The organism is Spirillospora sp. CA-128828 (assembly GCF_050945415.1).
GTDB lineage: Bacteria > Actinomycetota > Actinomycetes > Streptosporangiales > Streptosporangiaceae > Spirillospora.
Window position 1 is genome coordinate 2188262 of sequence record NZ_CP191986.1, and the last position, 20532, is coordinate 2208793.

The window sequence follows — 20532 nt, forward strand, 5'->3', positions numbered from 1 at the left end:
TCCGACAGGAACGGCCGCGGCCGCCGGGGTGTGGTCGCGTCGGACCAACCCCGCCGACCGCGGCCGCGGTGTCGGGAACCCGGCGGTGTCAGGCCGCCGAGTGCTGCGAGAGAGTGGCGATGATCGCGAAGAACCCGAGGACGTAGATCGCCAGCGAGATCGCCATGGCGGTGGCGATACCCGCACCGAGTTTCTTCCAGACGCCGCTCCGGTTCTGGGCGCGCTGGTCCCAGAGGTTGTAGAGGCGATCCGACCTGTCGCCCCAGCGGAGAATGTTCATGCAGCACATGAACACCCACAGGGCCAGGAGCGTGAAGGTCTCCAGAGTGCTCTGCTCCTTCCAGGCCTCCAGGCCCCCGAGCAGCAGCACCAATTGTGCGAGCGTGTACAGGACCTGGGCGACGCACGCCCTGACGGTCCGATACAGCGGTGACCACGTGATCGAATTCATTTTCGACTCCGTCTTCCTCGTTTGGTCACGTCCGGCCCACGGCATTGCCGGACGTCTTACGTCGGCAACCGTCCACCCCCCACCCGCCCCGACCAACCGAAACGAGCCGCCGAGCCGATTTGTTCAAGAACACGTACCGGCGCGGTAACCGAAGATTCCCCCAAGAATCACCACCCCCCGGAACTAGGCCAGAGGAATTGGGCTCTGGGAATCTCCGGGACCGGGCGGTTGCGGTTCGTGATCTCCGGTGGTTGGGTGGCGAGCGTGGAGTCGGCCTCAGCGGAACCAGATGCAGGAGCTTCGGTGTCCTATAAGGCCGTCCAGGCCGTCGGGGACACGGTCTACTGGATGGAGTGCGGTCCTGACGGCGATGTGCTGGTGCGGCGAAGCGCGGTTCCAGATGAGGATCCGCAGTCGCGATGGCCAGATTCAAGGGACGCTGAAAAGGTGTTGCCGGCGGGATTCCGTGTTGCGTCGAACGTGCATGATTATGACGCGGGCGCCTATCTCGCCACTGCGGACGATATCTGGTTCTGCCGCGCAGGCGACCAGCGCATCTATCGGGCCCGCCTTGGCGATTCCGGACCGACACCACAACCAATTACGCCGGAACCACCGTCCCCGCAGTCACTGCGCTATGCGGATCTACAGCTCATCCGAGCGACGAACGTCCTGATCTGTGTGCGGGAACGCCACGAACGAGGCGAGGTCGTCAATGAATTGGTGGCACTGCCTGCGGATGGTTCGGCTCTGCCGAAGGTGATCGTCTCGGGCCAAGACTTCTACACATCCCCGGCGCCCAGTCCCGACGGGCGACGCTTGGCCTGGGTTTCGTGGGACGCACCGCGCAAACCTTGGGATGGTTCCCGACTCTGGGTGGCCGACCTGAGCTCAGATCAAACGATCGAGAACGTGACCTTGGTCGCGGGAAGCGATGAGGAGTCGGTCTGTCAGCCCTCCTGGAGTCCGGCTGGGGTGCTGCATTTCATTTCCAACCGGACGGGCTGGTGGAACCTCCACAGTTGGCGGGATGGTGCCGTTGAACCTGTGGTCACCGGCCAGTTCGACCTCGCACAGGCCCCTTGGAAACTCGGCTGCCGGACCTACGCGCATTTCGGCCGTGTGATCGTGGCGATCGCCCAAGACGACGGACCCTGGCACCATCTTGTCGACACGGGATGGGGCAAGATCAATTACCGCTCCATCGATCCCCAGCCCGTGCTCCAGCCCTACCTGGCCCTGACAAGCCGCGAGGCGGTGACCATCATGTCGTCGCCCGGAGAGCAGCCCATGGTCTGCGTCAACGATCTGTACGACGACGTCTTCTACGGCACCAGGGCGTTGACCCACAAGAACTAGAAAGAACCCAGGACGGGGGCCGTTCCTGAATCCCAAAGGTGAGGCGGGAGGGAAACCCCTCCCGCCCACTCACGTACATGCGGCGGCAGGATGCCTGCTACGCCGCGAATATCCGGCCCCTCAGCCGCCGTAGTAGTGGCCGCCGGCGCCCCTGTAGGTGCGCAGGCCACTCGTCTGGCCGCCGATGGTGCTGGTCTTCGCGTCGTTGGGGTAGACGCGGTTTCCGTGCTCGTCCACCGGGAGACCACCCGTGCGCCGGACACAAGGATGGACCGTCCTCACCTGCCTCCCGGTGGCAACCTCCATCAAGGGTGTCGGCCGTGAGGAGCCGGTCCCGGACGCGACGCCAATCGCCACCGTCCCAGAGGCGCGCAGTGGCGGTAGGAGCGGACTGAGGCACGGTAAACCCTGAAGCCCACGGACTACGGGCGAAATCCAAAGCAAAATCGCTCGCGCGCTAAGCGCGCGGGCCAGACGACAACGGAGGTCCCTCACCATGTTCAGCGCTACCGAGATTGGCGTGGTCGTCGCCATCACCCTCATCGCACTCATTGTCGGCGGCTGCCTCGACGGCCTCCGCTGCGCCATCGGCAGCGGCCTGGGCGGTCTCAGCTGCGGCTTTGCCGGCGCCTATTTCTTCGGCGTTGCCGGCGCGGCCACGGGTGGGGTCATCGGTGCCGCCCTCGGCATCGTGGTCGTCGTCTTCGTCATCGACGACGACGGTGACGGTGGCGGTGACGGCGGCATTGACATCACCGCCCTCTTCTAGCGAAGGCATCGGCGGCATTCACTCCTGAGGAACGGTATCCGGCCGGTCCTTACAACACAGTCCGGCCCCGCGGCGTTCACGCGGGGCCGGACTTTCCTCTGACGCGCAACACTTCGCCTCTGCGGCTGGGCTGGAGGGTCGTGTGCGAGGATGAGTGGCCGTGATCGATATCAGGCCGTTGCGTCCAGAGGACCGTGCCGCCTGGGAAGTGCTGGCGCGCGGCTACAAGGCGTTCTACCGCACCGTCGTGCCCGATGAGGGGTATGAGGTGACCTGGCAGCGGCTGCTGAGCGGCGCGGAGTTGCACGGCATCGGTGCGTGGTCGAGCGGGCGGCTGGTCGGCATCGCCCACTATCTGTTCCACGTCACCTTCTGGTCCGCCGATTCCTGCTATCTCCAGGACCTGTTCGTTGACGAGGCGGCGCGCGGTCAGGGTGCGGCGCGGGCGCTGATCGAGCAGGTGGCCGAGGAGGCGCGGGAGCGGGGCGCCACCCGCCTGTACTGGACGACCAAGCAGGACAATGTCCCCGCGCGCGCTCTGTACGACAAGGTGGCGCGCTTCCACGGTTTCATCCGCTACGACTACCCGCTCGGCGACTGACCGGGCCCCACGGCCGAACCTGCCTGTTAGACGACTCGCAATCCGGCGGGCGGTCAGGTGCCTGCGGTCACGGACTTGAGTTCGTCCAGAGACTCCCGGATGTGCTGGGGCAGGTCTCGCTCGTCGGTTTCGTTGATCCAGTGTTCGAAGGCGACCTTGAAGACCGCGATTCCCGCCTCGGCGGTCAGGGCCGCGGCCGTGTCCGGGACGCCGCGAAGGCGTAGGGCCTCGGCCAGGGCCGAGGCCAGGGCGGCGAGTTTGATCAGCTCGCGTTCGCGCAGTTCCGCGTTCGCGTCTATGACGGCCTGGCGTTGGCGGGAGTGTTCGCGGCGTCCCTCGAACACGGCACCGGTGGTCGCGAGAGCGTGGGCCGTCGCGTCGAGTGGCGTCGCGGCGGCGGGGGCGTCGGCCACGGCGCCCGTGAGCATTTCCTGCAGCATGGCCGAGCCGCCGAACAGGACCTCGCGCTTGTCGGCGAAGTGCCGGAAGAACGTGCGCTCCGTGAGCCCGGCCCGGCCGGCGATCTCCGCGACCGTGGTCTTCTCGAACCCTCGCTCGCCGTAGAGGTCCAGCGCCGCCCGTTCGAGCCGGCCGCGCGCGTTCGGCTCCCATCGCCCCATGCCCGGCCGGCTTCACCGGAGGTTTCTCATGCGCGTTTTCGTCACCGGGGCGTCCGGCTGGATCGGCTCGGCCCTCGTCCCCGAACTCGTCCAGGCGGGCCACCAGGTCACCGGGCTCGCACGCTCGGACGCCTCGGCCGCCGCCCTCACCGCGGCCCGCGCCGAGGTGTGCCGCGGCACCCTTGACGACCTCGACCTTCTGGGCAGTACCGCCACCGCCTCGGACGGCGTCGTCCACCTCGCGTTCAAGCACGACATCGCGTTCTCGGGCGGCTTCCAGGACGCCGCCGACGCGGACCGCCGTGCCGTCGAGACGTTCGGCGACGCGCTCGCCGGCTCCGACCGGCCGTTCGTCCTCGCCTCAGGGCTGCTCGGCCTCGCCCCGGGGCGCGTGGCGACCGAACGGGACGGGCTCGACCGCGAACCGGCCGAGGAACCGGGCCCGGGGCCGCAGACCCGGCTGGCCACCGCGCGGCTGACGCTCTCGCTCGCGTCCCGCGGTGTCCGCTCGTCCGTCGTCCGGCTGCCGCCGACGGTGCACGGCCAGGGCGACAAGGGCTTCCTGGCGTCCCTTGTCGGCATCGCCCGCGACAGGGGCGTCTCCGGCCACATCGGGGACGGGGCCAACCGCTGGCCCGCCGGTCATGCACTCGATGCCGCGCACCTGTTCCGGCTCGCGCTGGAGAAGGCTCCGGCGGGAGCGGCGCTGCACGCGACCGCCGACGAGGGGGTGCCGATCCGCACCGTCGCCGAGGTGATCGGCCGTCATCTCGATGTCCCCGTGGCCTCCGTCGCCCCCGAGGACGCCGCCGGGCACTTCGGCTGGATGAGCGGCTTCATCGGCTCCGACGCCCCGGCGTCGAGCACGATGACCCGCGAGCTGCTGGGGTGGCGGCCGACGCAGCCAGGGCTCGTCGACGACCTCGACAAGGGCCACTACTTCCAGACCGCCTGACCGGTCGCCCGCACCGTCCGCGCCCGGCGGGCGGTGCGGTCAGCGGAAGTCGGCGGCATGGTCCTCGGCCCACTGGCGGAACGTGCGGGCGGGACGGCCGAGCAGGCGTTCCACGGTGTCGGTGACGCGCTCCGGCTCGTCCGCGAACCGCTTCCATGCATCCAGCCTGGCCTGGACGAAGTCGGCGTCACCCCAGGCCGCCGTCAGCTCCTCGCGGGCGATCTCCGCCGGGAGGTCCTCCCAGCGCACCTCGCGTCCGATCACCTCGCCGATGACGCGAACCTGCTCCCGGTGGTTGATCGACTCCGGTCCGGTGATCACGTAGGCGGCCCCGTCATGGCCGGGGGTGGTGAGCGCGTGCACGGCGACGTCGGCGATGTCGCGTTCGTGGATCAGCGACCGTGCGGCGTCCCCGTACGGCCAGCGGACGACGCCCCGCCTGATCTGGCCCGCCCACGCGAGCGTGTTCGCGGCGAAGTCGATCGCACGGACGAACGTCCAGCCGGCCCCTGACCTCCTGATCTGCCGCTCGATCTCCTGGTGGAAGGACGTGGCGGGCTCGTCGTCCGCGAGGTCGGCCACGTCGGTGGACAGGTAGACGACGTGCCGGGCGCCCCGCGCGATCGCGTCCACCACGCGGGGTTCGACCGGCAGTCCGGGCCACATCAGGTAGACGCCGTCCACGCCCCGCGCCGCACGCTCCACCGCATCGGGGGACGCCAGGTCACCCTGAAAGATCTCCACCTGGTCCGGCAGCGCGGCCTTGCCCGGCTCGCGGACCAGTGCACGGACGTCGTGCCCTGCCTCGGCCAGCGCGTTCACGACATGCCGACCAACCCGGCCCGTTGCTCCGGTCACCAGAAATTCGCTCACGGAGCGAACGTAGAACCTCAACCGCGCTGGAGGTCAAGCGGACGAGCGAAGGGTGCGTTCGGTGTCGTACCAGAGGTCGCGGAGGGCGGCGGCCGTCGTCTCGGGGGCGTCCCAGGCGGGGGAGTGCGCGGCGCTGGGGATGACGACCTTGGGCGCGTTGAGGTGCTCCGCCATGGCCGCCTGGACGCGAGGATCCCACACGTCGTCGTCCTCGCCGTAGAGGACGAGGGTGCGCAGGCCCGTGTCGGCGCAGTGCTTGGCCAGTTCGCCGACGCGGTCGGAGGCGGTGAGGATCTCGTCCGACATGCGGGCGAGGCCCTTCTCGGAGTTGCCGAGCGTACGGGCCTTGAGGAAGGCGACGATCTCGCGCTGGACGCCCCGCCCCACATAGTCGGGTTCGAGGCTGATCTCCCAGATCTGCGTCATGCCGAGCTCGGGGATCGCGTCGCGGAGGGCGCGGGCCTTGGCGGCGGCCTGGCCGGTGACGGCGGACGGGCCCGAGCTCATCAGCGTGAGCGACGCGGGCCGGGCCCCGGCGAGGACGGCCTCGCGGCACACCAGCCCGCCGAACGAGTGGCCGACCAGGTGGACGGGCTCCGGGCCGAGCGCCGTCAGGAGGGCGGCGATGTCGGCGCCCAGGGAGGCGCGGGTGTAGACGGACTCGTCGTCCGGCCCGAGGGACTCGTACTGTCCGCGCATGTCGATCGCCACGACACGGCGGCCGGACGCGGCGAGGGTCTGCAGGACGGCGAGGAAGTCCTCCTTGCTGCCGGTGAGACCGGGCACGAGGAGCGCGGGGCAGCGTTCGGGCACGCCCGATCCCGGCAGGGCCTCCAGCGCGGCGAACGGGCCGCGGGAGGTCTCGACGGTCGTCCGGCGGACGCCGGGGGGCAGACTCACGAACCGGGGCGTACTCACGGGGGACCACCATAGTCAAAGGTCGGCAACGGACTTCGGTGAAAAAGTTTCGGTGGTAGCGTCACCAGCGTGCTTCCGATGCCTGCCATCTCCGCGCACCGCCGTGACGAAGCGGGCCTGTCGGGTCTCGGCGAGGCCGTCGCGTCCGGCGCCGAATACGTCGAGATCGACATCAGGCGGACGGGGGACGGCCGGCTGGTCGTCCACCACGACCCGGAGATCGGCGGGCTGCGGCTGAACCGGCTCAGCTACGACCGGATCCAGGAGCTCGCGACCCGGCCCGTCCCGCTGGTCGGCGACGCCATGAAGATCATCGCCGGCCGCGCGCAGGGGCATCTCGACCTCAAGGAGCGCGGCTGCGAGCACGAGACCGTGGCCCTCGCGATGGAGGCCTTCGGGCCGGCGAACTTCGTGGTGACCACCGGCGAGGTGACGTCCCTCATGGAGATCAAGAAGAGCTTCCCGGGAGTGCGGACGGCCCTGTCGGTGGGACGCAGCCTGTGGCAGCGCGGCGCCGCGCACGACTTCGCCCCGCTCCGGCTGATCCGCCGGGCGGGCGCCGACATGGTCGCCCTCAACCACCGGCTCGCCCGCGTCGGCGTGCTGCGCCAGTGCGGCCGCGCCGGGATACCGGCGATGATCTGGACGGTCAACGCGGAACCGGTGATGCGGCGCTTCCTCTGCGACCCACGCGTCGCCGTCCTCATCACCGACTACCCGGAGACCGCCCTGCGGCTGCGGGGCGACCGGTCGGTTCCGCCTGGGCGCGACGAAGGCCGGCCCGGAACGCAACCGCGAGACTGAACGGGAGTCTCGCGGCTGGTTCGGCGGGACGGACCTACTGCCTCTGAAACCCGCTAGGCCGTCTGCTCGGCGGCGGGCTCGGTGCCGGCCGCGGCGGGCTTGCCGGCGCGGGTGCGGCGGCGGGTGCGGCTGCGCTTGCGCTCGGTGGCGACCGCGTCGACGACGTTGCCGTCCGCGGCGGTCTCGGCCTCCGCCGCGGCCGCCTCGACCGGCTTGCCGGCGCGGGTGCGGGTCCGGTTGCCCTTGCGGCGGCGCGGCCGGGGACGTTCCCGGTCCCGGTCCCGGTCGCGGACATGGCTCCGGATCTTGCCGGTCTCGCCGATGTCCTCCAGCTCCTCGGCGTCCAGCCCGGCGCGCCCGTGCCGCTGCTCCTTGGGCAGCGTCCCCTTCGTGCCCTCGGGGATGCCGAGCGCCGCGAAGAAGTGCGGGGACGTCGAGTAGGTCTCCTCCGGGTTGGCGAACGGCAGGTCCAGCGTGCCGTTGATCAGCTTCCACCGGGTGAGGTCGGACCAGTCGACCAGCGTGACGGCGACGCCCTCCTTGCCCGCGCGGCCGGTCCGGCCGATGCGGTGCACGTAGGTGTCGGCGCTGTCGGGGCACTCGTAGTTGACGACGTGCGTGACGTCGTCGACGTCGAGGCCGCGGGCCGCCACGTCGGTGGCCACCAGCACACCGATCTTGCCGTTGCGGAACGCGCGCAGCGCCCGCTCCCGCTGGCTCTGCCCGAGGTCGCCGTGCACGGCGGCGGCGTCGAAGCCGCGCTGCGCGAGGTCGGCGGCCACCCGGTCGCAGGCCCGCTTCGTCTGGCAGAAGATCATCGTCAGCCCGCGGCCCTCGGCCTGCAGGAGACGCGCGAGCATCTCCGGCTTGTCCATCTGGTGGGCCTGGAACACGTGCTGGACGACCTGCGGCGTCGCGTCCGACTCGGTGTGCGACTCGGCGCGGACGTTGGTCGGGCGGGTGAGGTACCGGCGGGACAGGGCGACGATCTCGCCCGGCATCGTCGCCGAGAACATCATCGTCTGGCGCTGCGCCGGGATCCGCTCGATGATCCGCTCGATGTCGGGCAGGAACCCGAGGTCGAGCATGCGGTCCGCCTCGTCCAGCACCAGGATGCCGATCTTGGACAGGTCGAGGTGCTTCTGCTTGACCAGGTCGAGGAGCCGGCCGGGGGTGCCGACGACGACGTCGACCCCGTCCCGGAGCGCCTCGATCTGCGGCTCGTACGCGCGCCCGCCGTAGACCGACAGGACGCGGGTGCCGAGCTTGCCGCCGGCGACGAGCAGGTCGTCGGTGACCTGGAGGGCCAGTTCGCGGGTCGGCGCGACCACGAGGGCGCGCGGCTCGCGGCCGCCGTGCTCGATGCGCTGCAGCAGCGACACACCGAACGCGAGCGTCTTGCCGGTGCCCGTGCGGGCCTGGCCGATGATGTCGTGGCCGCCCAGCGCGATCGGCAGGGCGAGCTCTTGGATGGGGAACGCCTCCACGATGCCTTCGGCTTCGAGGGCGTCTGCTATCTCGGGGACGACCCCGAGTTCACGAAAGGTAGTCAGGGCTTTCAGCCTCCAATATGCGGGGTCTCCGCTCCCGGGTGCGGCGCGGCTCGCCGGCGGGGCTCCGCCGTGGCGGGCGTGTCCGCCGTTCCTTGACCGCGCGCTCGCACGGGAGGGACCAGCCGTTGCTCAAATCTCTCGGCGACCGCAGTCAGGGGTTGAAAGCAGTCACTCGCTGTGGCTGCGTGCGGTCACACTCCGCGACGCAGTGTACCGACCGTTGATTGCATACACCAATAGCCGATCTTCGTATGCAACGTTTCCACGGTTTCATCTATTCCGTCCCAGGTTCGCCAGGCGTTACGCGGCCCGGGGACAGGGGCCCGCGGGGCGGACGGAAGGCGGCGCGCGGACGGCCACATCCGGACAATCCGCGAAGGGGGAAGCCCCCGGCGCGCGGGGGCGGCGGGGGCTTCCATCGGGGGCGTCCCGGGGTCAGAAGGTGCGGCGGCGCGGCCGCCAGCCGCTCCGCCGGCCGCCGTGGCCGCGGGTGTTCAGTGAGGTGAGGGCGGCCACGCCGAGCGCGGCGACCACCACCGCGAACACGAACGCGATCAGCGCGCCCGCGCCGAGGGCGTCGGCGATGACGCCGCCGACGATAGAGCCGGCGATCCCGATGAGGATCGTCAGCAGTATGCCGATCGGGTTGCGGCCGGGTACGAGCAGCCGCGCGAGGGCTCCGATGACGGCCCCGACGACGATGAACCAGAGGATCGTCGTGAGCATGTCGATCATCCATTCCATATCCGTGGGCCGGGTGGCCCGTGGTCGGAGACCGATATGCCCGTCCTGCCGGATTGAAACAAAGCCCAGGTCAAGGCCGGTGGAAACGACGTAAAGTCCGGCCGGCTCAGGTGTACTGGGTGCCGAAGCCCACGCTGCGCTGCTCGTCCTCGGAGATCTCCAGGTAGCCGACCCGGCCGGCCGGGATGACGACCCGCCCGGCGCGGCGGTCCTTGAGCGCCAGCACGCCCTGCGGGTCGGCGAGCGCCGCGGCGAGTGCGTCCTGCACCTCGTCGGCCGACTGGTCGGTGTCGACCACGAGTTCCTTGGCCACGTTCTGGACCCCGATGCGAACCTGCACGCGATGCTCCCGTCGTCCGGGCGTCCCGCCGACCGCCGGCGGGCCCGTCTCCGATGTTCGCACGCAGATCGCCGAGGGCGCCGTCACACGGTTGTGCCGAGGGTGAACGCAGGGGCGACGATCCATTGTGGGGGCGCCCCCCCCGCAGCCCCCGGCAAAGGCCGCCGATTCGGGCGGGTCAGCCCTGGTCGTTGGTACGCGGGAAGCCGGAGATGCCGCGCCAGGCGAGGCGGGCGATGATCTTCTCGGCGGTGTCCTTCGGGATCGCACGGTGCTGGGACAGCCAGAAGCGGGCACTGACCTCGGCCATGCCGACCAATCCCATGCCGAGGAGGTGCGCCTCCTCGGCGGGGGCGTTGGTGTCCTCGGCGATGACCTGGGCGATCATCTCGGCGCACTGCTGGTTGGCGCGGTCGACGCGGGCCCGGACGGGCGCCACGTTGCGGAGGTCGGACTCGAAGACGAGACGGTACGCCTCGCCGTCGCCGGCGACGAAGTCGTAGAAGGCCTGCATGCACGCCTGAACGCGGAGCTTGTTGTCCGTGGTGGACTCCAGCGCCTCGCGGACGATCTTCACGAGGGCCTCGGCGTGCTCGTCCAGGAGCGCCAGGTACAGCTCCAGCTTGCCCGGGAAGTGCTGGTAGAGCACGGGCTTGCTGACGCCTGCGCGCTCGGCGATCTCATCCATCGCCGCGGCGTGGTACCCCTGCGCGACGAACACCTCCTGGGCCGCGCCGAGCAGTTGCCTGCGGCGCGCCAGTCGCGGCAGTCTCGTGCCACGGGGGCGGGCGTCCGGGGTCGCGGTCACCACACTCTCCGATCACCGAATCGTTGCGGCGGATGGGGGCGTCCGTCGCGGCAAACAATCTCATTATCCTACGTGCGAGTAACTCCGTTGGTCACGGGCGACGCCCGCCGACGTTACTTCGCGCAGGTCAGTGTATTCCCGCCGGGACCGGGAGCGACCCGGCCCCGGTTCTTCCTCCAGTATCCGCGCCCGTGGTCCCGGCGGCACGGGTCACCGGTAGTCGTCCTCGTCCAGCCGTATCTCGCGCCGCTGCTCGGCGGCATCGGCCTCGTTGGCGTCGTCCGGCATCGGGGTCCGGTCGACGCGGTCGTCGGCCTCGTCCAGCACGGTCCGCTGCTCGGCGGCGTCGGCCTCGTTGGCGTCGTCGGGCGGCGGCTGCTCCAGGTCGTCGATCTCGCTCATCAGGCGTCCTCCTCAGCGTTCACAGCCGGCCGGCCAGGTCCCGCAGCGGCTCCTCGACGGACTCGCCGTAGGTCGGGAACGCGTGGACGACGTCGGCGAGCAGGCTCAGCGGCGTCTCCGCGCGGATGGCCAGCGCGATCTCGCTCATCCACTCCTCGGCGTAGAGTCCGGCCGCGGCGGCGCCGACCAGCAGTCCGCGGGACCGGTCGGCGTACAGTTCCACACGGCCGCGCTCGTCGGCCTCGACCGCCGCCCGGGCCGTCGCGGCGAGGTCGTACCCGGCGGTGAGGAGGTCTATGCCGAGTTCGCCCGCCTGCCTGGGGGAGATCCCGACCGAGTAGACCGTGGGGGTCGTGTAGACGACGCGGGGGATCGCGCGGTAGTCGGCCTCGCGCCGCTGCCCGAGGAGGTTCGACAGCGCGACTCGCGCCTGGTAGCGGGCGGCATGCGTGGTACGGGCGATACCCGTGACGTCACCGGCCGCCCACACACCCCCCGTGGCGGACTGCACCTGGCAGGTCTCGTCCACAGGCAGCCCTTGCCCGGGCGTGATCTCGACGCCGAGGTTCTCCAGCCCGAGGCCCTCGACGCGGGGACGGCGCCCGGCGGCGGCGAGGACGCGGTCGGCGTCGAGCGTCCCGCCGTCCGACAGCCAGAGCCGCAGCCCGACGTCCTTGCGCTCCACGTTGCCGACGTCGACGCCGAGCCGCAGATCGACGCCCATCCGGCGCAGCGCGTCGGCGAGCACCTCCCCGGCGAACGGCGCCTCCGCGGTCAGCAGCCGCCCGGACGCCTCGACGAGCGCGACCTGCGACCCGAACGCCGCGTACACCTGTGCCAGCTCGCAGCCGATCGGCCCGCCGCCGAGGATCACCAGGCGGCGCGGCAGGTCGGGGACCGACAGCGCCTCGCCGCTCGTCCACAGCGGGACGTCGGCGAGCCCCTCGACGGCCGGGATCACGGGCTCACTGCCGGTGCAGACGACGAGGTCGCCGAAGCCGTGCACGGTGCCGTCCACCTCGATCCGGCCGGGTTCGAGGATCTGGCCGCGGCCGCGCAGCACGGTCACGCCGGCCTCGGCCATCCGCGCGACGGCCGGGGCGTCGCTGCGCCCCCCGGCCAGCTCGTCGCGGCGGGCGACGGCCATCTCCCAGGTCTCGCCGCGCCGCGCCGACAGCAGCAGCGACTTGGACGGGACGCACGCGAAGTACGTCGACTCGCCGCCGACCAGGCGGTTCTCGACGAGGGCGACGTCCCGGCCGGCGCGCGCGAGACCGGTCGCGACCAGCTCTCCCGCCGTTCCCCCGCCGAGCACCACGGCGTCGTAGTGGTGGTTCTGCGCCAACTGTTCTTCCTTCCGCCACGCGTGGTGTCCCCTGACCATGGTGACGGAATCCGGTGCCGGAGCGTGCAGGTTCGAACACATAGGGCACGCGAATTGTCAGGGAAGCGGCTGATGCTCCTTGAGTAGCGGCTTGAGAAGATCACCGTCCTCGTCCACGCGGGCGAGGACGTCGCCGGGGCCGAACACGAGGTCGGCGGCGTCCCGGCACGCCTCCAGCTCCTCCCAGGTGATGGGCGTCGAGACGGACGGGCGGCTCGCGGCGCGCAGCGAGTACGGGGCGACGGTCGTCTTCGCCGGGTTGTTCTGGCTCCAGTCCACGAAGACCTTGCCCCTGCGCAACCGCTTCTCCATCTTCGCGACGACGAGCTTCGGATGCTCCTCGGCGAGGCGTTGCGCGGCGGACTTGGCGTACTCGGACGTCCGCTCGGGCTCCTTGGGCTCCTTGACCGGCACGTACAGGTGAAGGCCCTTCTTGCCGCTCGTCTTCGGGTAGGACTCCAGGCCGTCCTCGGCGAGCAGGTCGCGGAGCAGGCCGGCGACCTCGCACGCCTCCACGATCGTGGCGGGCGGGCCGGGGTCCAGGTCGAAGACGACGAGGTCGGGGCCGTGCACCTTGCCACGCGGCCCGACCTTCCACTGCGGGACGTGCAGCTCCAGCGCGGCGAGGTTCGCGCACCACACGAGCGTGGGCAGGTCGTCGACGACGACGAAGTCGAGCGTGTCGCGGCCCGTCGAGCTGCCGGGCGTGGGGATCGTCGCCGTCCTTATCCAGGCCGGGGTGTGGGACGGCGCGTTCTTCTCGAAGAACTTGCCGCCGTCGACGCCGTCCGGCCAGCGGATCCGGGTCGCGGCGCGGTCCTTCAGGTGCGGCAGCATCACCGGGGCTATGCGGGCGTAGTAGTCGATGACCTCGCCCTTGGTGAACTCCGGGTAGAGGTTCTTGTCGAGGTTGGACAGGGAGAGCTGCTGCCCGTCGACCTCGACGGTGGTCCTCTTACCGCTCACGTGCCGCCACCTCCGGCGGGGTGTCACTGCTCACTCGTGACCTCCAGGGGGTCCTTGTCGTCACGGAGGCCCCGCCAGGAAGGGAAACGCAGACGGCCGTCCCTGGTGCGGGCGCTGTAGGCGACCTCCCCGACGAGTTGCGGCTCAACCCATTGCGCGTCCCTGGAGAACTCGCGCGGTACCACCTCGTCGTACGGGCTGGTCGGACGGCGCAGTGGCCACAGAATCTCGTACAGCTCGTCCAGTGCGCGGTCTGTGAAGCCCGTACCGACGTGGCCGACGAAACCCAGCAGGCCCTTCACGTCGTATTCGCCTAGTAAGAGCGATCCAACTCCGCCTTCGCGTCGCCCCTTGCCGGGTTTCCATCCGCAGACGATGACCTCGCGCGTCATGAAGTTCTTCACCTTGCGCCAGAAGTCGACGCGGCGGCCGGGGCGGTACGGGGAGTCGAGACGCTTGGCGAGCAGCCCTTCCAGTTGCTGTTCGCGGGTGAAGGCGAGCAGTTCGTCCACCTGCGACTGGTCGCCGGCGTGGAGGTACGGGGGCACCTCCACCGGTCCGGTGCCGGCCAGGTCCAGCTCGGCCAGCACCGAGCGGCGGTCGGCGTACGGGAGGTCGTACAGGAGGCGGCCGTCCAGGAAGAGGACGTCGAAGACCACGTACCGGACGGGCACCTCGCGGATCAGCCGGGGGTCGGGACGGCTCACGTGCATCCGGCGCTGGAGGCGCTCGAAGCTGGGCCGGCCCTCCTCGAAGGCGACGACCTCGCCGTCCATGACGACGTCGTGGTCGGGCAGCAGGTCGGCGAGGGCGGACAATTCCGGGTAGCGGCTCGCCACCTCGCTCCCGCGCCGCCCGACGGCCCGGACGCCGTCGGCGGAGACGTGCGACAAGACGCGGACGCCGTCCCACTTCAGCTCCAGACCCCATTTCCCGCCGTCGGAGGGGAGGTTCCCGGTGGAGGCCATCATCGGCTCAACGGGCCACGGCATGGTCATACGGGCGTCTTACCCGGTCCCGGCTCACGGAAAAGGATCAAGGGGCCGTTCTGGCGCAAATCGAACGCGGTTGCGACGCTAGGGGCGGGAACGTGCTGGGTAAGGACGGATCATGCGCAGTATCTGGAAGGGCGCGATCTCCTTCGGTCTGGTGACCATTCCGGTGAAGCTCTACTCGGCGACCGAGCAGCGGGACGTCGCGTTCCACCAGGTGCACCGGGAGGACGGGGGGCGCATCAAGTACAAGCGGGTGTGCACGGTCGACGGCGAGGAGGTGCCGTACTCCGACATCGCCAAGGGCTACGAGCTGCCGAGCGGCGAGATGGTCGTGCTCACCGACGAGGACTTCGCCGACCTGCCGCTGTCGTCCAGCCGCCGGATCGACGTCCTGCAGTTCGTGGAGCGGGAGGAGGTCGACCCGATCTACTTCGCGAAGTCGTACTACCTGGAGCCGGACCAGCAGGGCGCCAAGCCGTACGTGCTGCTGCGGGACGCGCTGGAGAGCTCCGGCCAGGTCGCGATCGTCAAGGTCGCGCTGCGGCAGCGCGAGTCGCTGGCGACGCTGCGGGTCCGCGAGGGCGTCTTCGTCCTGGAGACCATGCTGTGGCCGGACGAGGTCCGCGCCCCCGACTTCCCGTTCCTGGACGAGGACATCGAGGTCCGCAAGCAGGAACTGTCGATGGCGACGTCGCTGATCGAGTCGATGGAGGGGGAGTTCGACCCGGCGGAGCACAAGGACGCCTACCGGGAGGCGCTCCAGTCGGTGATCGACGCGAAGATCGAGGGCAAGGAGGTCGCGCGGCCCGCCGAGGAGGCCGAGGAGGAGCCCGCCGCCGATCTGCTCAGCGCGCTGCGCGCCAGCGTCGAGGCGGCCAAGAAGAGCCGTGGAGAGAAGGACGGCAAGGCCGCGTCCGGCAAGGGGACGTCCGCGAAGAAGCCCGCGGCGCGCAAGACGTCGTCGAGGTCTGGCGCGAAGAAGGAACCCGCAGCGAAGTCCCGGAGCCGCAAGTCCGCGTGATGGGTGGCGACCCGCCCCAGGCCAGGGTCAGTTGTCGCGGCGGGCGGCGAGGACGCGGCCGAGGGCGGAGGCGGCGCCGGACGGGTCGGTGCACGGAGCGATCCGCTCGCCCCAGCCGTAGAAGTAGGCCCAGTCGTCGCCGGACCGTTCCCGGACGGCGATGACGTTCTCGCTCAGCGCCCGCATCAGCGGGTCGGCGACGAGCGCGGAGGGCCGGCGGTCGGCCGGCGCCGCGACCTCGACCGTCCAGCCGTCGGAGCGCAGCGCGTCGGTCAGGCGTTCCAGGTGCCCGAGCGCCGTCTCGGCTTCGGTGATCACCTGCGCGGACATGGTGCCTCCCAAGGAACATCCCGTGATGGTGGTGTGGGTCCGCCGGGCGAGGCTCCGTCGCGGTGAGCGTCACGCGAGGTGCGGCCGGTGGAACGACGTTCAGTCTTCCGCCGGGTGGGGGAGATCACAAGCGGTTTGGATGCATTGGTGGCCGGCACTTCGGCGTGCCGGCCACCGGATGCCCGGTCAGCCCACGGGTTCAAGCCGCGACGGCGGCTCGGCCGGGGAGTCGCTCTCCCGGATCCCGAACCGGCCGTAGAGGCGGGCGAGCGGGCCGGGGGCCCACCAGTTCGCCCGGCCGAGCAGCCGCATCGTCGCCGGTACGAGCAGCGCCCGCACGATCGTCGCGTCCACCAGGATCGCGATGGCCATCCCGACGCCGGTCATCTTGATGAAGGTGATGCCGGACGTGGCGAACGCGCCGATCACGATGATGAACAGCAGCGCGGCGCTCGTGATGATGGCGCCGGTGCGCTGCACGCCGGACGCGACGGCCGTCGTGTTGGAGCCGGTCAGGTCGTACTGCTCCCGGACCCGCGACAGCAGGAACACCTCGTAGTCCATCGAGATCCCGAACAGCATGGCCAGCATCAGGATCGGCATCGCGGGGGAGATCGAGCCGGTCGCGGTGAACCCCAGCGGCCCGGACAAGTGGCCGTCCTGGAAGATCAGCACGACCGCGCCGAACGTGGCCGACAGCGACAGCATGTTCATCACGATCGCCTTGAGCGGCAGCAGCACCGACCCGAACGCCAGGAACAGCAGGACGAAGGTCGCACCGCCGACGAGCACCGCCAGCCACGGCAGGGTCGCGCCGAGGCTGTCGAGCTGGTCGACGACGTCGGCGGTGACGCCGCCCACGTAGGCGTGCGCGCCGGGCGGCGGCGGGACGTCCCGCACCTGCTGGACGAGGTCGCGCGCGGCGCCCGAGTTGGGGTCGGCGTCGTAGCGCAGCGCGATCCGCGTCGTGGTCCCCTCGGAGCCGGTCACCGTCGCGCCCGTGATGCCCGGCACGGCGTCCAGGCGGGCCCCGTACGCCTGAACGGCGGCCTGGTCGGACGTTCCGGTGACCACGGCCTCGATCGGGCTGGTGGCGTTGCGCGCGAACCGGGTCTCCAGCGTCTCGGACACGACCCGCGCCTCGCTGCCGTCCGGCAGCACCTTGGCGTCCACGCCGCCCCAGTTGATGCGCAGAAACGGCCCGCCGAGCGCGAGGAGCAGCGCCACGGTCGCGACCGCGTAGATGACGGGCCGGCGCATCACGCTGCGCGCGACGCGTCCCCACCAGCCGTCGAACCGGCTCCCGGGCGTCTTGCGCCGCCGGACGGACAGCGCGTTCACCTTCGGGCCGAGGACGGCCAGCAGCGCGGGCAGCACGGTCAGCGCGCCGACCATGCAGACGAAGACGGTCGCGATGCCGCCGTAACCCATGGAGACGAGGAAGTTCTGGTCGAACAGCAGCAGGCCCGACAGGGAGACGGCGACCGTGACGCCGGAGACGGCGACGGTGCGGCCGGCCGTGGCCATCGTCGCGGCCAGCGCGTCCTCGGCGGTGGCGCCGTCGCGGCCGATCTCCTCCCGGTACCGGCTCACCACGAACAGCCCGTAGTCGATCGCGAGCCCGAGCCCGAGGAACGTCGTGATGTTCACCGCGAAGATCGACACGTCGGTCAGGTACGTCAGCGCGTGCAGCGCGGTGAACGAGCCGAGGATCGCCAGGCCGCCGATCAGCAGCGGCAGGCTCGCCGACACCAGGCCGCCGAAGATGACCACCAGCAGAACGAGGAGGATCGGCATCGCCATGCCCTCGGCTCTGCCGATGTCGGACGAGACGCGCTCGTTGATCGCCGCCTCGGTGCCGACCGCCCCGCCGACCTTGGCGGTGAGGCCGCCGCCGACCTTGCCCAGGTCGTCCTTGACCGCGTCGTAGCCGTCGTGCCTGGCGGCCTGGTCGGAGCCGGCGAGCTGCAGGACGGCGTAGGTCGCCGTGCGGTCGTTGCTCACGAACTGCGGTGCCTTGGTCGTCCAGTACGTGCTCGCCTTGGCGACCTTGTCCTGCGGCAACGCGGCCAGGGCCCGCTCGACCGACGCCCGATAGGAGGGGTCGTCCACCGTCGTCCTGCCCTGGTAGAGGACCACGACGTCCGCCTGGTCCCGGCCGAGATCCCGCTCGGCGATCTGCACCGCCTTCGCGCTCTCGCTGCCCGGCGTGTCGAAGCCGCCGGACGAGGACAGCGCGCCGAACACGCCCGTCCCCCACACCGCGGCGAAGGCCAGCGCCGCGCCCGCGATCGCCAGAACCCACCGTCTGCGCCGGTGGACCCACCTTCCCCATCGATCGAACATCGCGCGTTCCCCCGTCCTGTTACATGGAGTAAGCTTCGTGAACACCGTAAACCGCGAACGCCGTTAACTTCGCATGCAGCGTTAGCTTCCGTCAAGGGTGTTTCTGGGGAATCATGCGAAGGCGGCCGGGCGCGGCCGGAGACCAGGGAAAGAGGGCGGCCTAGTGGAATCGCGACGTGATCGGCTGCGCGCGGCGACGGTCAAGGAGATCTCCGAGACCGCCCGGCGGATCCTCGTCGACGAAGGCCCCGAGGCGGTGACCCTGCGGGCCATCGCCCGCGACATGGGGATGACCGCCCCGGCGCTCTACCGCTACTTCGGCAGCCACGGCGAACTGCTCCGGCATCTGGTCGGCGACGTCTTCACCGAGCTGACCGGCCAGCTGCACGCGGCCATGAAGGAGGTGCCGGACGGCGACATGAGCGGCAAGTTCCTGACGGTGTCGCGCCAGTTCCGCAGCTGGGCCCTGGCGCATCCCCGCGAGTACGCGCTGCTCTTCGGCTCGCCGGTCCGCGGCGCCGGGCACCAGGAGGAGGTCGACTTCGCCGAGGAGTGCGCCCGCCAGTTCGGCTGGACGTTCATGACCCTCTTCCTCGAACTGTGGAGCAAGGCCCCGTTCCCGGTGCCGGCCGACGACGAGATCGAGCCCGCGCTGCGCGAGCAGCTTCGCCGCTACCGCGACGACGTCCTCGGCGTCGAGCTGCCCCTCGGCGTGATCCGCCAGTTCCTCAAATGCTGGATCAGGCTCCAGGGCGGCGTCAGCCTGGACGTCTTCGGGCACCTGGAGTTCGCGCTCGACGACGCCGCCCCCATGTTCGAGCTGATGCTCTCCGAAGTCGGCCCCGAGCTCGGCCTGACCTACACCCCGCCGCCCGGGGAGTGAGCCGGCGGCGCCGGCCGGCGGGAACGCCGAAGGGCCCCGCGATCGCGGGGCCCTTCGGGTGCGGAGCGGATCAGTAGCTGGGCTGGCTGGGGTCGATCTGGTTGACCCAGGCCAGGATGCCGCCGCCGACGTGGACGGCGTCGCCGAAGCCGGCGTTCTTCACGACGGCGAGGGCCTCGGCGGAGCGGACGCCCGACTTGCAGTGCAGGACGATCTTCTTGTCCTGCGGGAGGCGCTCCAGCGCGGAGCCGTTCAGGAACTCGCCCTTCGGGATGAGCGTGGCGCCCGGGATCGAGACGATCTCGTACTCGTTGGGCTCGCGGACGTCCACGAGGAAGATGTCCTCGTCCCGGTCCTGCATGGCCTTGAGGTCGCGCACCGAGATCGTGGACTCCTTGGCGGCCTCGGCGGCCTCGTCCGACACCGCGCCGCAGAACGCCTCGTAGTCCTCCAGCAGCTCGGTCTGCGTCGGGTTCTTGCCGCACAGCGGGCACTCGGGGTCCTTGCGGACCTTGACCGAGCGGTAGGTCATCTCCAGGGCGTCGTAGATCATCAGGCGGCCGACGAGCGGCTCGCCGATGCCGGTCAGCAGCTTGATGGCCTCGTTCACCTGGATGGAGCCGATCGACGCGCACAGGACGCCGAGCACCCCGCCCTCCGCGCAGGACGGCACCATGCCGGGCGGCGGCGGCTCGGGGTAGAGGCAGCGGTAGCAGGGGCCGTGCTCGGCCCAGAAGACGGACGCCTGGCCGTCGAACCGGTAGATCGAGCCCCACACGTACGGCTTGCCGAGCAGGACGGCCGCGTCGTTCACCATGTAGCGGGTGGCGAAGTTGTCGGTGCCGTCCACGATCAGGTCGTAGCCGCCGAAGATGTCCATGATGTTGTCGCGGTCGAGCGCGGTGTCGTGCACGACCACGTCGATCAGCGGGTTGATCTCGCGGACGGTCTCGGCGGCCGACTCGACCTTCGGCTTGCCGAGGGACGACTGCCGGTGGATGATCTGGCGCTGCAGGTTGGACTCGTCCACGACGTCGAAGTCGATGACGCCGAGCGTGCCCACCCCGGCGGCGGCCAGGTAGAGAAGGGCGGGGGAGCCGAGGCCGCCCGCGCCCACGACCAGGACCTTGGCGTTCTTGAGGCGCTTCTGCCCGGCCATGCCCACGTCGGGGATGATCAGGTGCCGCGAGTAGCGGTTGACCTCGTCGCGGGTGAGCTCCGAGGCGGGCTCGACCAGAGGTGGCAACGACACGGTGGATGCTCCTGTGCTGACGCTCGGCGTTATGGAGGCGGGACTTCGTCGTCCTCACGGCACAACCTTGCCATGGGCTGCGGCATTCCCGGCGGCCACCCGCCCGGGAGCCGCCCGGGGAGGGGTCCTTACCCGGACGACAGGCGGAATTTCGGGAA

22 protein-coding genes are annotated in these 20532 nt (G+C 70.5%); 7 read left to right on the forward strand and 15 right to left on the reverse strand.

Annotated elements, in window-relative coordinates; all coding sequences use genetic code 11:
• Positions 1-88 precede the first annotated feature (88 nt).
• Entirely contained in the window at positions 89-451 is a 363-nt protein-coding gene (locus ACQPXG_RS11010; RefSeq protein WP_433467543.1) for a hypothetical protein, read from the reverse strand.
• A 303-nt stretch (positions 452-754) separates the two neighbouring features.
• Here ACQPXG_RS11010 and ACQPXG_RS11015 point away from each other — a divergent pair, with 303 nt between their 5' ends.
• The 3 genes from ACQPXG_RS11015 to ACQPXG_RS11025 all read left to right on the forward strand — a co-directional run bounded on the left by ACQPXG_RS11015 (position 755) and on the right by ACQPXG_RS11025 (position 3180).
• Complete coding sequence (locus ACQPXG_RS11015) at positions 755-1810, forward strand: TolB family protein (RefSeq protein WP_433467544.1); 1056 nt, start codon at positions 755-757, stop codon at positions 1808-1810.
• Positions 1811-2306: 496 nt separating this feature from the next.
• Positions 2307-2579: a hypothetical protein gene (locus ACQPXG_RS11020; RefSeq protein WP_433467545.1), complete on the forward strand. Its 273-nt coding sequence runs from the start codon at positions 2307-2309 to the stop codon at positions 2577-2579.
• A gap of 160 nt (positions 2580-2739) precedes the next feature.
• On the forward strand, positions 2740-3180 hold the full coding sequence (locus ACQPXG_RS11025) for an N-acetyltransferase family protein (RefSeq protein ID WP_433467546.1): 441 nt from the start codon (positions 2740-2742) through the stop codon (positions 3178-3180).
• A 53-nt stretch (positions 3181-3233) separates the two neighbouring features.
• On the opposite strand, the gene ACQPXG_RS11030 is transcribed toward ACQPXG_RS11025, so the two are convergent.
• A complete protein-coding gene (locus tag ACQPXG_RS11030) occupies positions 3234-3800 on the reverse strand; it encodes a TetR family transcriptional regulator (protein WP_433467547.1) in 567 nt (188 codons plus the stop codon).
• A 28-nt stretch (positions 3801-3828) separates the two neighbouring features.
• Between ACQPXG_RS11030 and ACQPXG_RS11035 the strand changes: the two genes are divergently transcribed.
• Positions 3829-4755 carry an SDR family oxidoreductase gene (locus ACQPXG_RS11035; RefSeq protein WP_433467548.1) on the forward strand — a complete coding sequence of 309 codons (927 nt, stop codon included), beginning with the start codon at positions 3829-3831 and terminating at the stop codon, positions 4753-4755.
• Between the two features lie 39 nt (positions 4756-4794).
• Here the strand turns inward: ACQPXG_RS11035 and ACQPXG_RS11040 are convergent, their stop codons facing one another.
• Positions 4795-5628, reverse strand: coding sequence for an NmrA family NAD(P)-binding protein (locus ACQPXG_RS11040; protein WP_433467549.1), 834 nt, complete (start codon positions 5626-5628; stop codon positions 4795-4797).
• Positions 5629-5661: 33 nt separating this feature from the next.
• On the reverse strand, positions 5662-6546 hold the full coding sequence (locus tag ACQPXG_RS11045; RefSeq protein WP_433467550.1) for an alpha/beta fold hydrolase: 885 nt from the start codon (positions 6544-6546) through the stop codon (positions 5662-5664).
• A gap of 78 nt (positions 6547-6624) precedes the next feature.
• Here ACQPXG_RS11045 and ACQPXG_RS11050 point away from each other — a divergent pair, with 78 nt between their 5' ends.
• Entirely contained in the window at positions 6625-7350 is a 726-nt protein-coding gene (locus ACQPXG_RS11050) for a glycerophosphodiester phosphodiesterase (RefSeq protein WP_433469940.1), read from the forward strand.
• Positions 7351-7403: 53 nt separating this feature from the next.
• Here the strand turns inward: ACQPXG_RS11050 and ACQPXG_RS11055 are convergent, their stop codons facing one another.
• The 8 genes from ACQPXG_RS11055 to ligD (ACQPXG_RS11090) all read right to left on the reverse strand — a co-directional run bounded on the left by ACQPXG_RS11055 (position 7404) and on the right by ligD (ACQPXG_RS11090) (position 14545).
• On the reverse strand, positions 7404-8837 hold the full coding sequence (locus ACQPXG_RS11055) for a DEAD/DEAH box helicase (protein ID WP_433467551.1): 1434 nt from the start codon (positions 8835-8837) through the stop codon (positions 7404-7406).
• A gap of 501 nt (positions 8838-9338) precedes the next feature.
• On the reverse strand, positions 9339-9629 hold the full coding sequence (locus ACQPXG_RS11060; RefSeq protein WP_433467552.1) for a GlsB/YeaQ/YmgE family stress response membrane protein: 291 nt from the start codon (positions 9627-9629) through the stop codon (positions 9339-9341).
• Between the two features lie 124 nt (positions 9630-9753).
• Positions 9754-9987: a DUF3107 domain-containing protein gene (locus ACQPXG_RS11065; RefSeq protein WP_433467553.1), complete on the reverse strand. Its 234-nt coding sequence runs from the start codon at positions 9985-9987 to the stop codon at positions 9754-9756.
• Positions 9988-10165: 178 nt separating this feature from the next.
• Positions 10166-10795, reverse strand: coding sequence for a TetR/AcrR family transcriptional regulator (locus tag ACQPXG_RS11070; RefSeq protein ID WP_433467554.1), 630 nt, complete (start codon positions 10793-10795; stop codon positions 10166-10168).
• Between the two features lie 210 nt (positions 10796-11005).
• A complete protein-coding gene (locus ACQPXG_RS11075) occupies positions 11006-11197 on the reverse strand; it encodes a hypothetical protein (protein ID WP_433467555.1) in 192 nt (63 codons plus the stop codon).
• A gap of 19 nt (positions 11198-11216) precedes the next feature.
• On the reverse strand, positions 11217-12542 hold the full coding sequence (locus ACQPXG_RS11080; RefSeq protein ID WP_433467556.1) for a dihydrolipoyl dehydrogenase family protein: 1326 nt from the start codon (positions 12540-12542) through the stop codon (positions 11217-11219).
• 96 nt (positions 12543-12638) lie between these two features.
• Positions 12639-13547: a non-homologous end-joining DNA ligase gene (gene ligD / locus ACQPXG_RS11085; RefSeq protein ID WP_433467557.1), complete on the reverse strand. Its 909-nt coding sequence runs from the start codon at positions 13545-13547 to the stop codon at positions 12639-12641.
• A gap of 23 nt (positions 13548-13570) precedes the next feature.
• Positions 13571-14545: a non-homologous end-joining DNA ligase gene (gene ligD / locus ACQPXG_RS11090; RefSeq protein WP_433467558.1), complete on the reverse strand. Its 975-nt coding sequence runs from the start codon at positions 14543-14545 to the stop codon at positions 13571-13573.
• A 112-nt stretch (positions 14546-14657) separates the two neighbouring features.
• Here ligD (ACQPXG_RS11090) and ACQPXG_RS11095 point away from each other — a divergent pair, with 112 nt between their 5' ends.
• Positions 14658-15563, forward strand: coding sequence for a Ku protein (locus ACQPXG_RS11095; protein WP_433467559.1), 906 nt, complete (start codon positions 14658-14660; stop codon positions 15561-15563).
• Positions 15564-15590: 27 nt separating this feature from the next.
• Here ACQPXG_RS11095 and ACQPXG_RS11100 read toward each other — a convergent pair whose 3' ends face one another.
• Both ACQPXG_RS11100 and ACQPXG_RS11105 read right to left on the reverse strand, forming a co-directional pair.
• Positions 15591-15893, reverse strand: a complete 303-nt coding sequence (locus ACQPXG_RS11100) for a hypothetical protein (RefSeq protein ID WP_433467560.1) — start codon at positions 15891-15893, stop codon at positions 15591-15593.
• A gap of 186 nt (positions 15894-16079) precedes the next feature.
• On the reverse strand, positions 16080-18239 hold the full coding sequence (locus ACQPXG_RS11105; RefSeq protein ID WP_433467561.1) for an MMPL family transporter: 2160 nt from the start codon (positions 18237-18239) through the stop codon (positions 16080-16082).
• Positions 18240-18402: 163 nt separating this feature from the next.
• Here ACQPXG_RS11105 and ACQPXG_RS11110 point away from each other — a divergent pair, with 163 nt between their 5' ends.
• A complete protein-coding gene (locus ACQPXG_RS11110; protein WP_433467562.1) occupies positions 18403-19122 on the forward strand; it encodes a TetR/AcrR family transcriptional regulator in 720 nt (239 codons plus the stop codon).
• A gap of 70 nt (positions 19123-19192) precedes the next feature.
• Here the strand turns inward: ACQPXG_RS11110 and moeZ are convergent, their stop codons facing one another.
• Positions 19193-20374: an adenylyltransferase/sulfurtransferase MoeZ gene (gene moeZ / locus ACQPXG_RS11115; protein ID WP_433467563.1), complete on the reverse strand. Its 1182-nt coding sequence runs from the start codon at positions 20372-20374 to the stop codon at positions 19193-19195.
• Between the last annotated feature and the right edge of the window lie 158 nt (positions 20375-20532).

Coding starts and splice junctions, on each gene's coding strand:
- ACQPXG_RS11010 (WP_433467543.1), bottom strand. CDS start 451: ATGAATTCGATCACGTGGTCACCGCTGTATCGGACCGTCAGGGCGTGC.
- ACQPXG_RS11020 (WP_433467545.1), top strand. CDS start 2,307: ATGTTCAGCGCTACCGAGATTGGCGTGGTCGTCGCCATCACCCTCATC.
- ACQPXG_RS11030 (WP_433467547.1), bottom strand. CDS start 3,800: ATGGGGCGATGGGAGCCGAACGCGCGCGGCCGGCTCGAACGGGCGGCG.
- ACQPXG_RS11035 (WP_433467548.1), top strand. CDS start 3,829: ATGCGCGTTTTCGTCACCGGGGCGTCCGGCTGGATCGGCTCGGCCCTC.
- ACQPXG_RS11050 (WP_433469940.1), top strand. CDS start 6,625: ATGCCTGCCATCTCCGCGCACCGCCGTGACGAAGCGGGCCTGTCGGGT.
- ACQPXG_RS11060 (WP_433467552.1), bottom strand. CDS start 9,629: ATGCTCACGACGATCCTCTGGTTCATCGTCGTCGGGGCCGTCATCGGA.
- ACQPXG_RS11075 (WP_433467555.1), bottom strand. CDS start 11,197: ATGAGCGAGATCGACGACCTGGAGCAGCCGCCGCCCGACGACGCCAAC.
- ligD (WP_433467558.1), bottom strand. CDS start 14,545: ATGACCATGCCGTGGCCCGTTGAGCCGATGATGGCCTCCACCGGGAAC.
- ACQPXG_RS11095 (WP_433467559.1), top strand. CDS start 14,658: ATGCGCAGTATCTGGAAGGGCGCGATCTCCTTCGGTCTGGTGACCATT.
- ACQPXG_RS11100 (WP_433467560.1), bottom strand. CDS start 15,893: ATGTCCGCGCAGGTGATCACCGAAGCCGAGACGGCGCTCGGGCACCTG.
- ACQPXG_RS11105 (WP_433467561.1), bottom strand. CDS start 18,239: ATGTTCGATCGATGGGGAAGGTGGGTCCACCGGCGCAGACGGTGGGTT.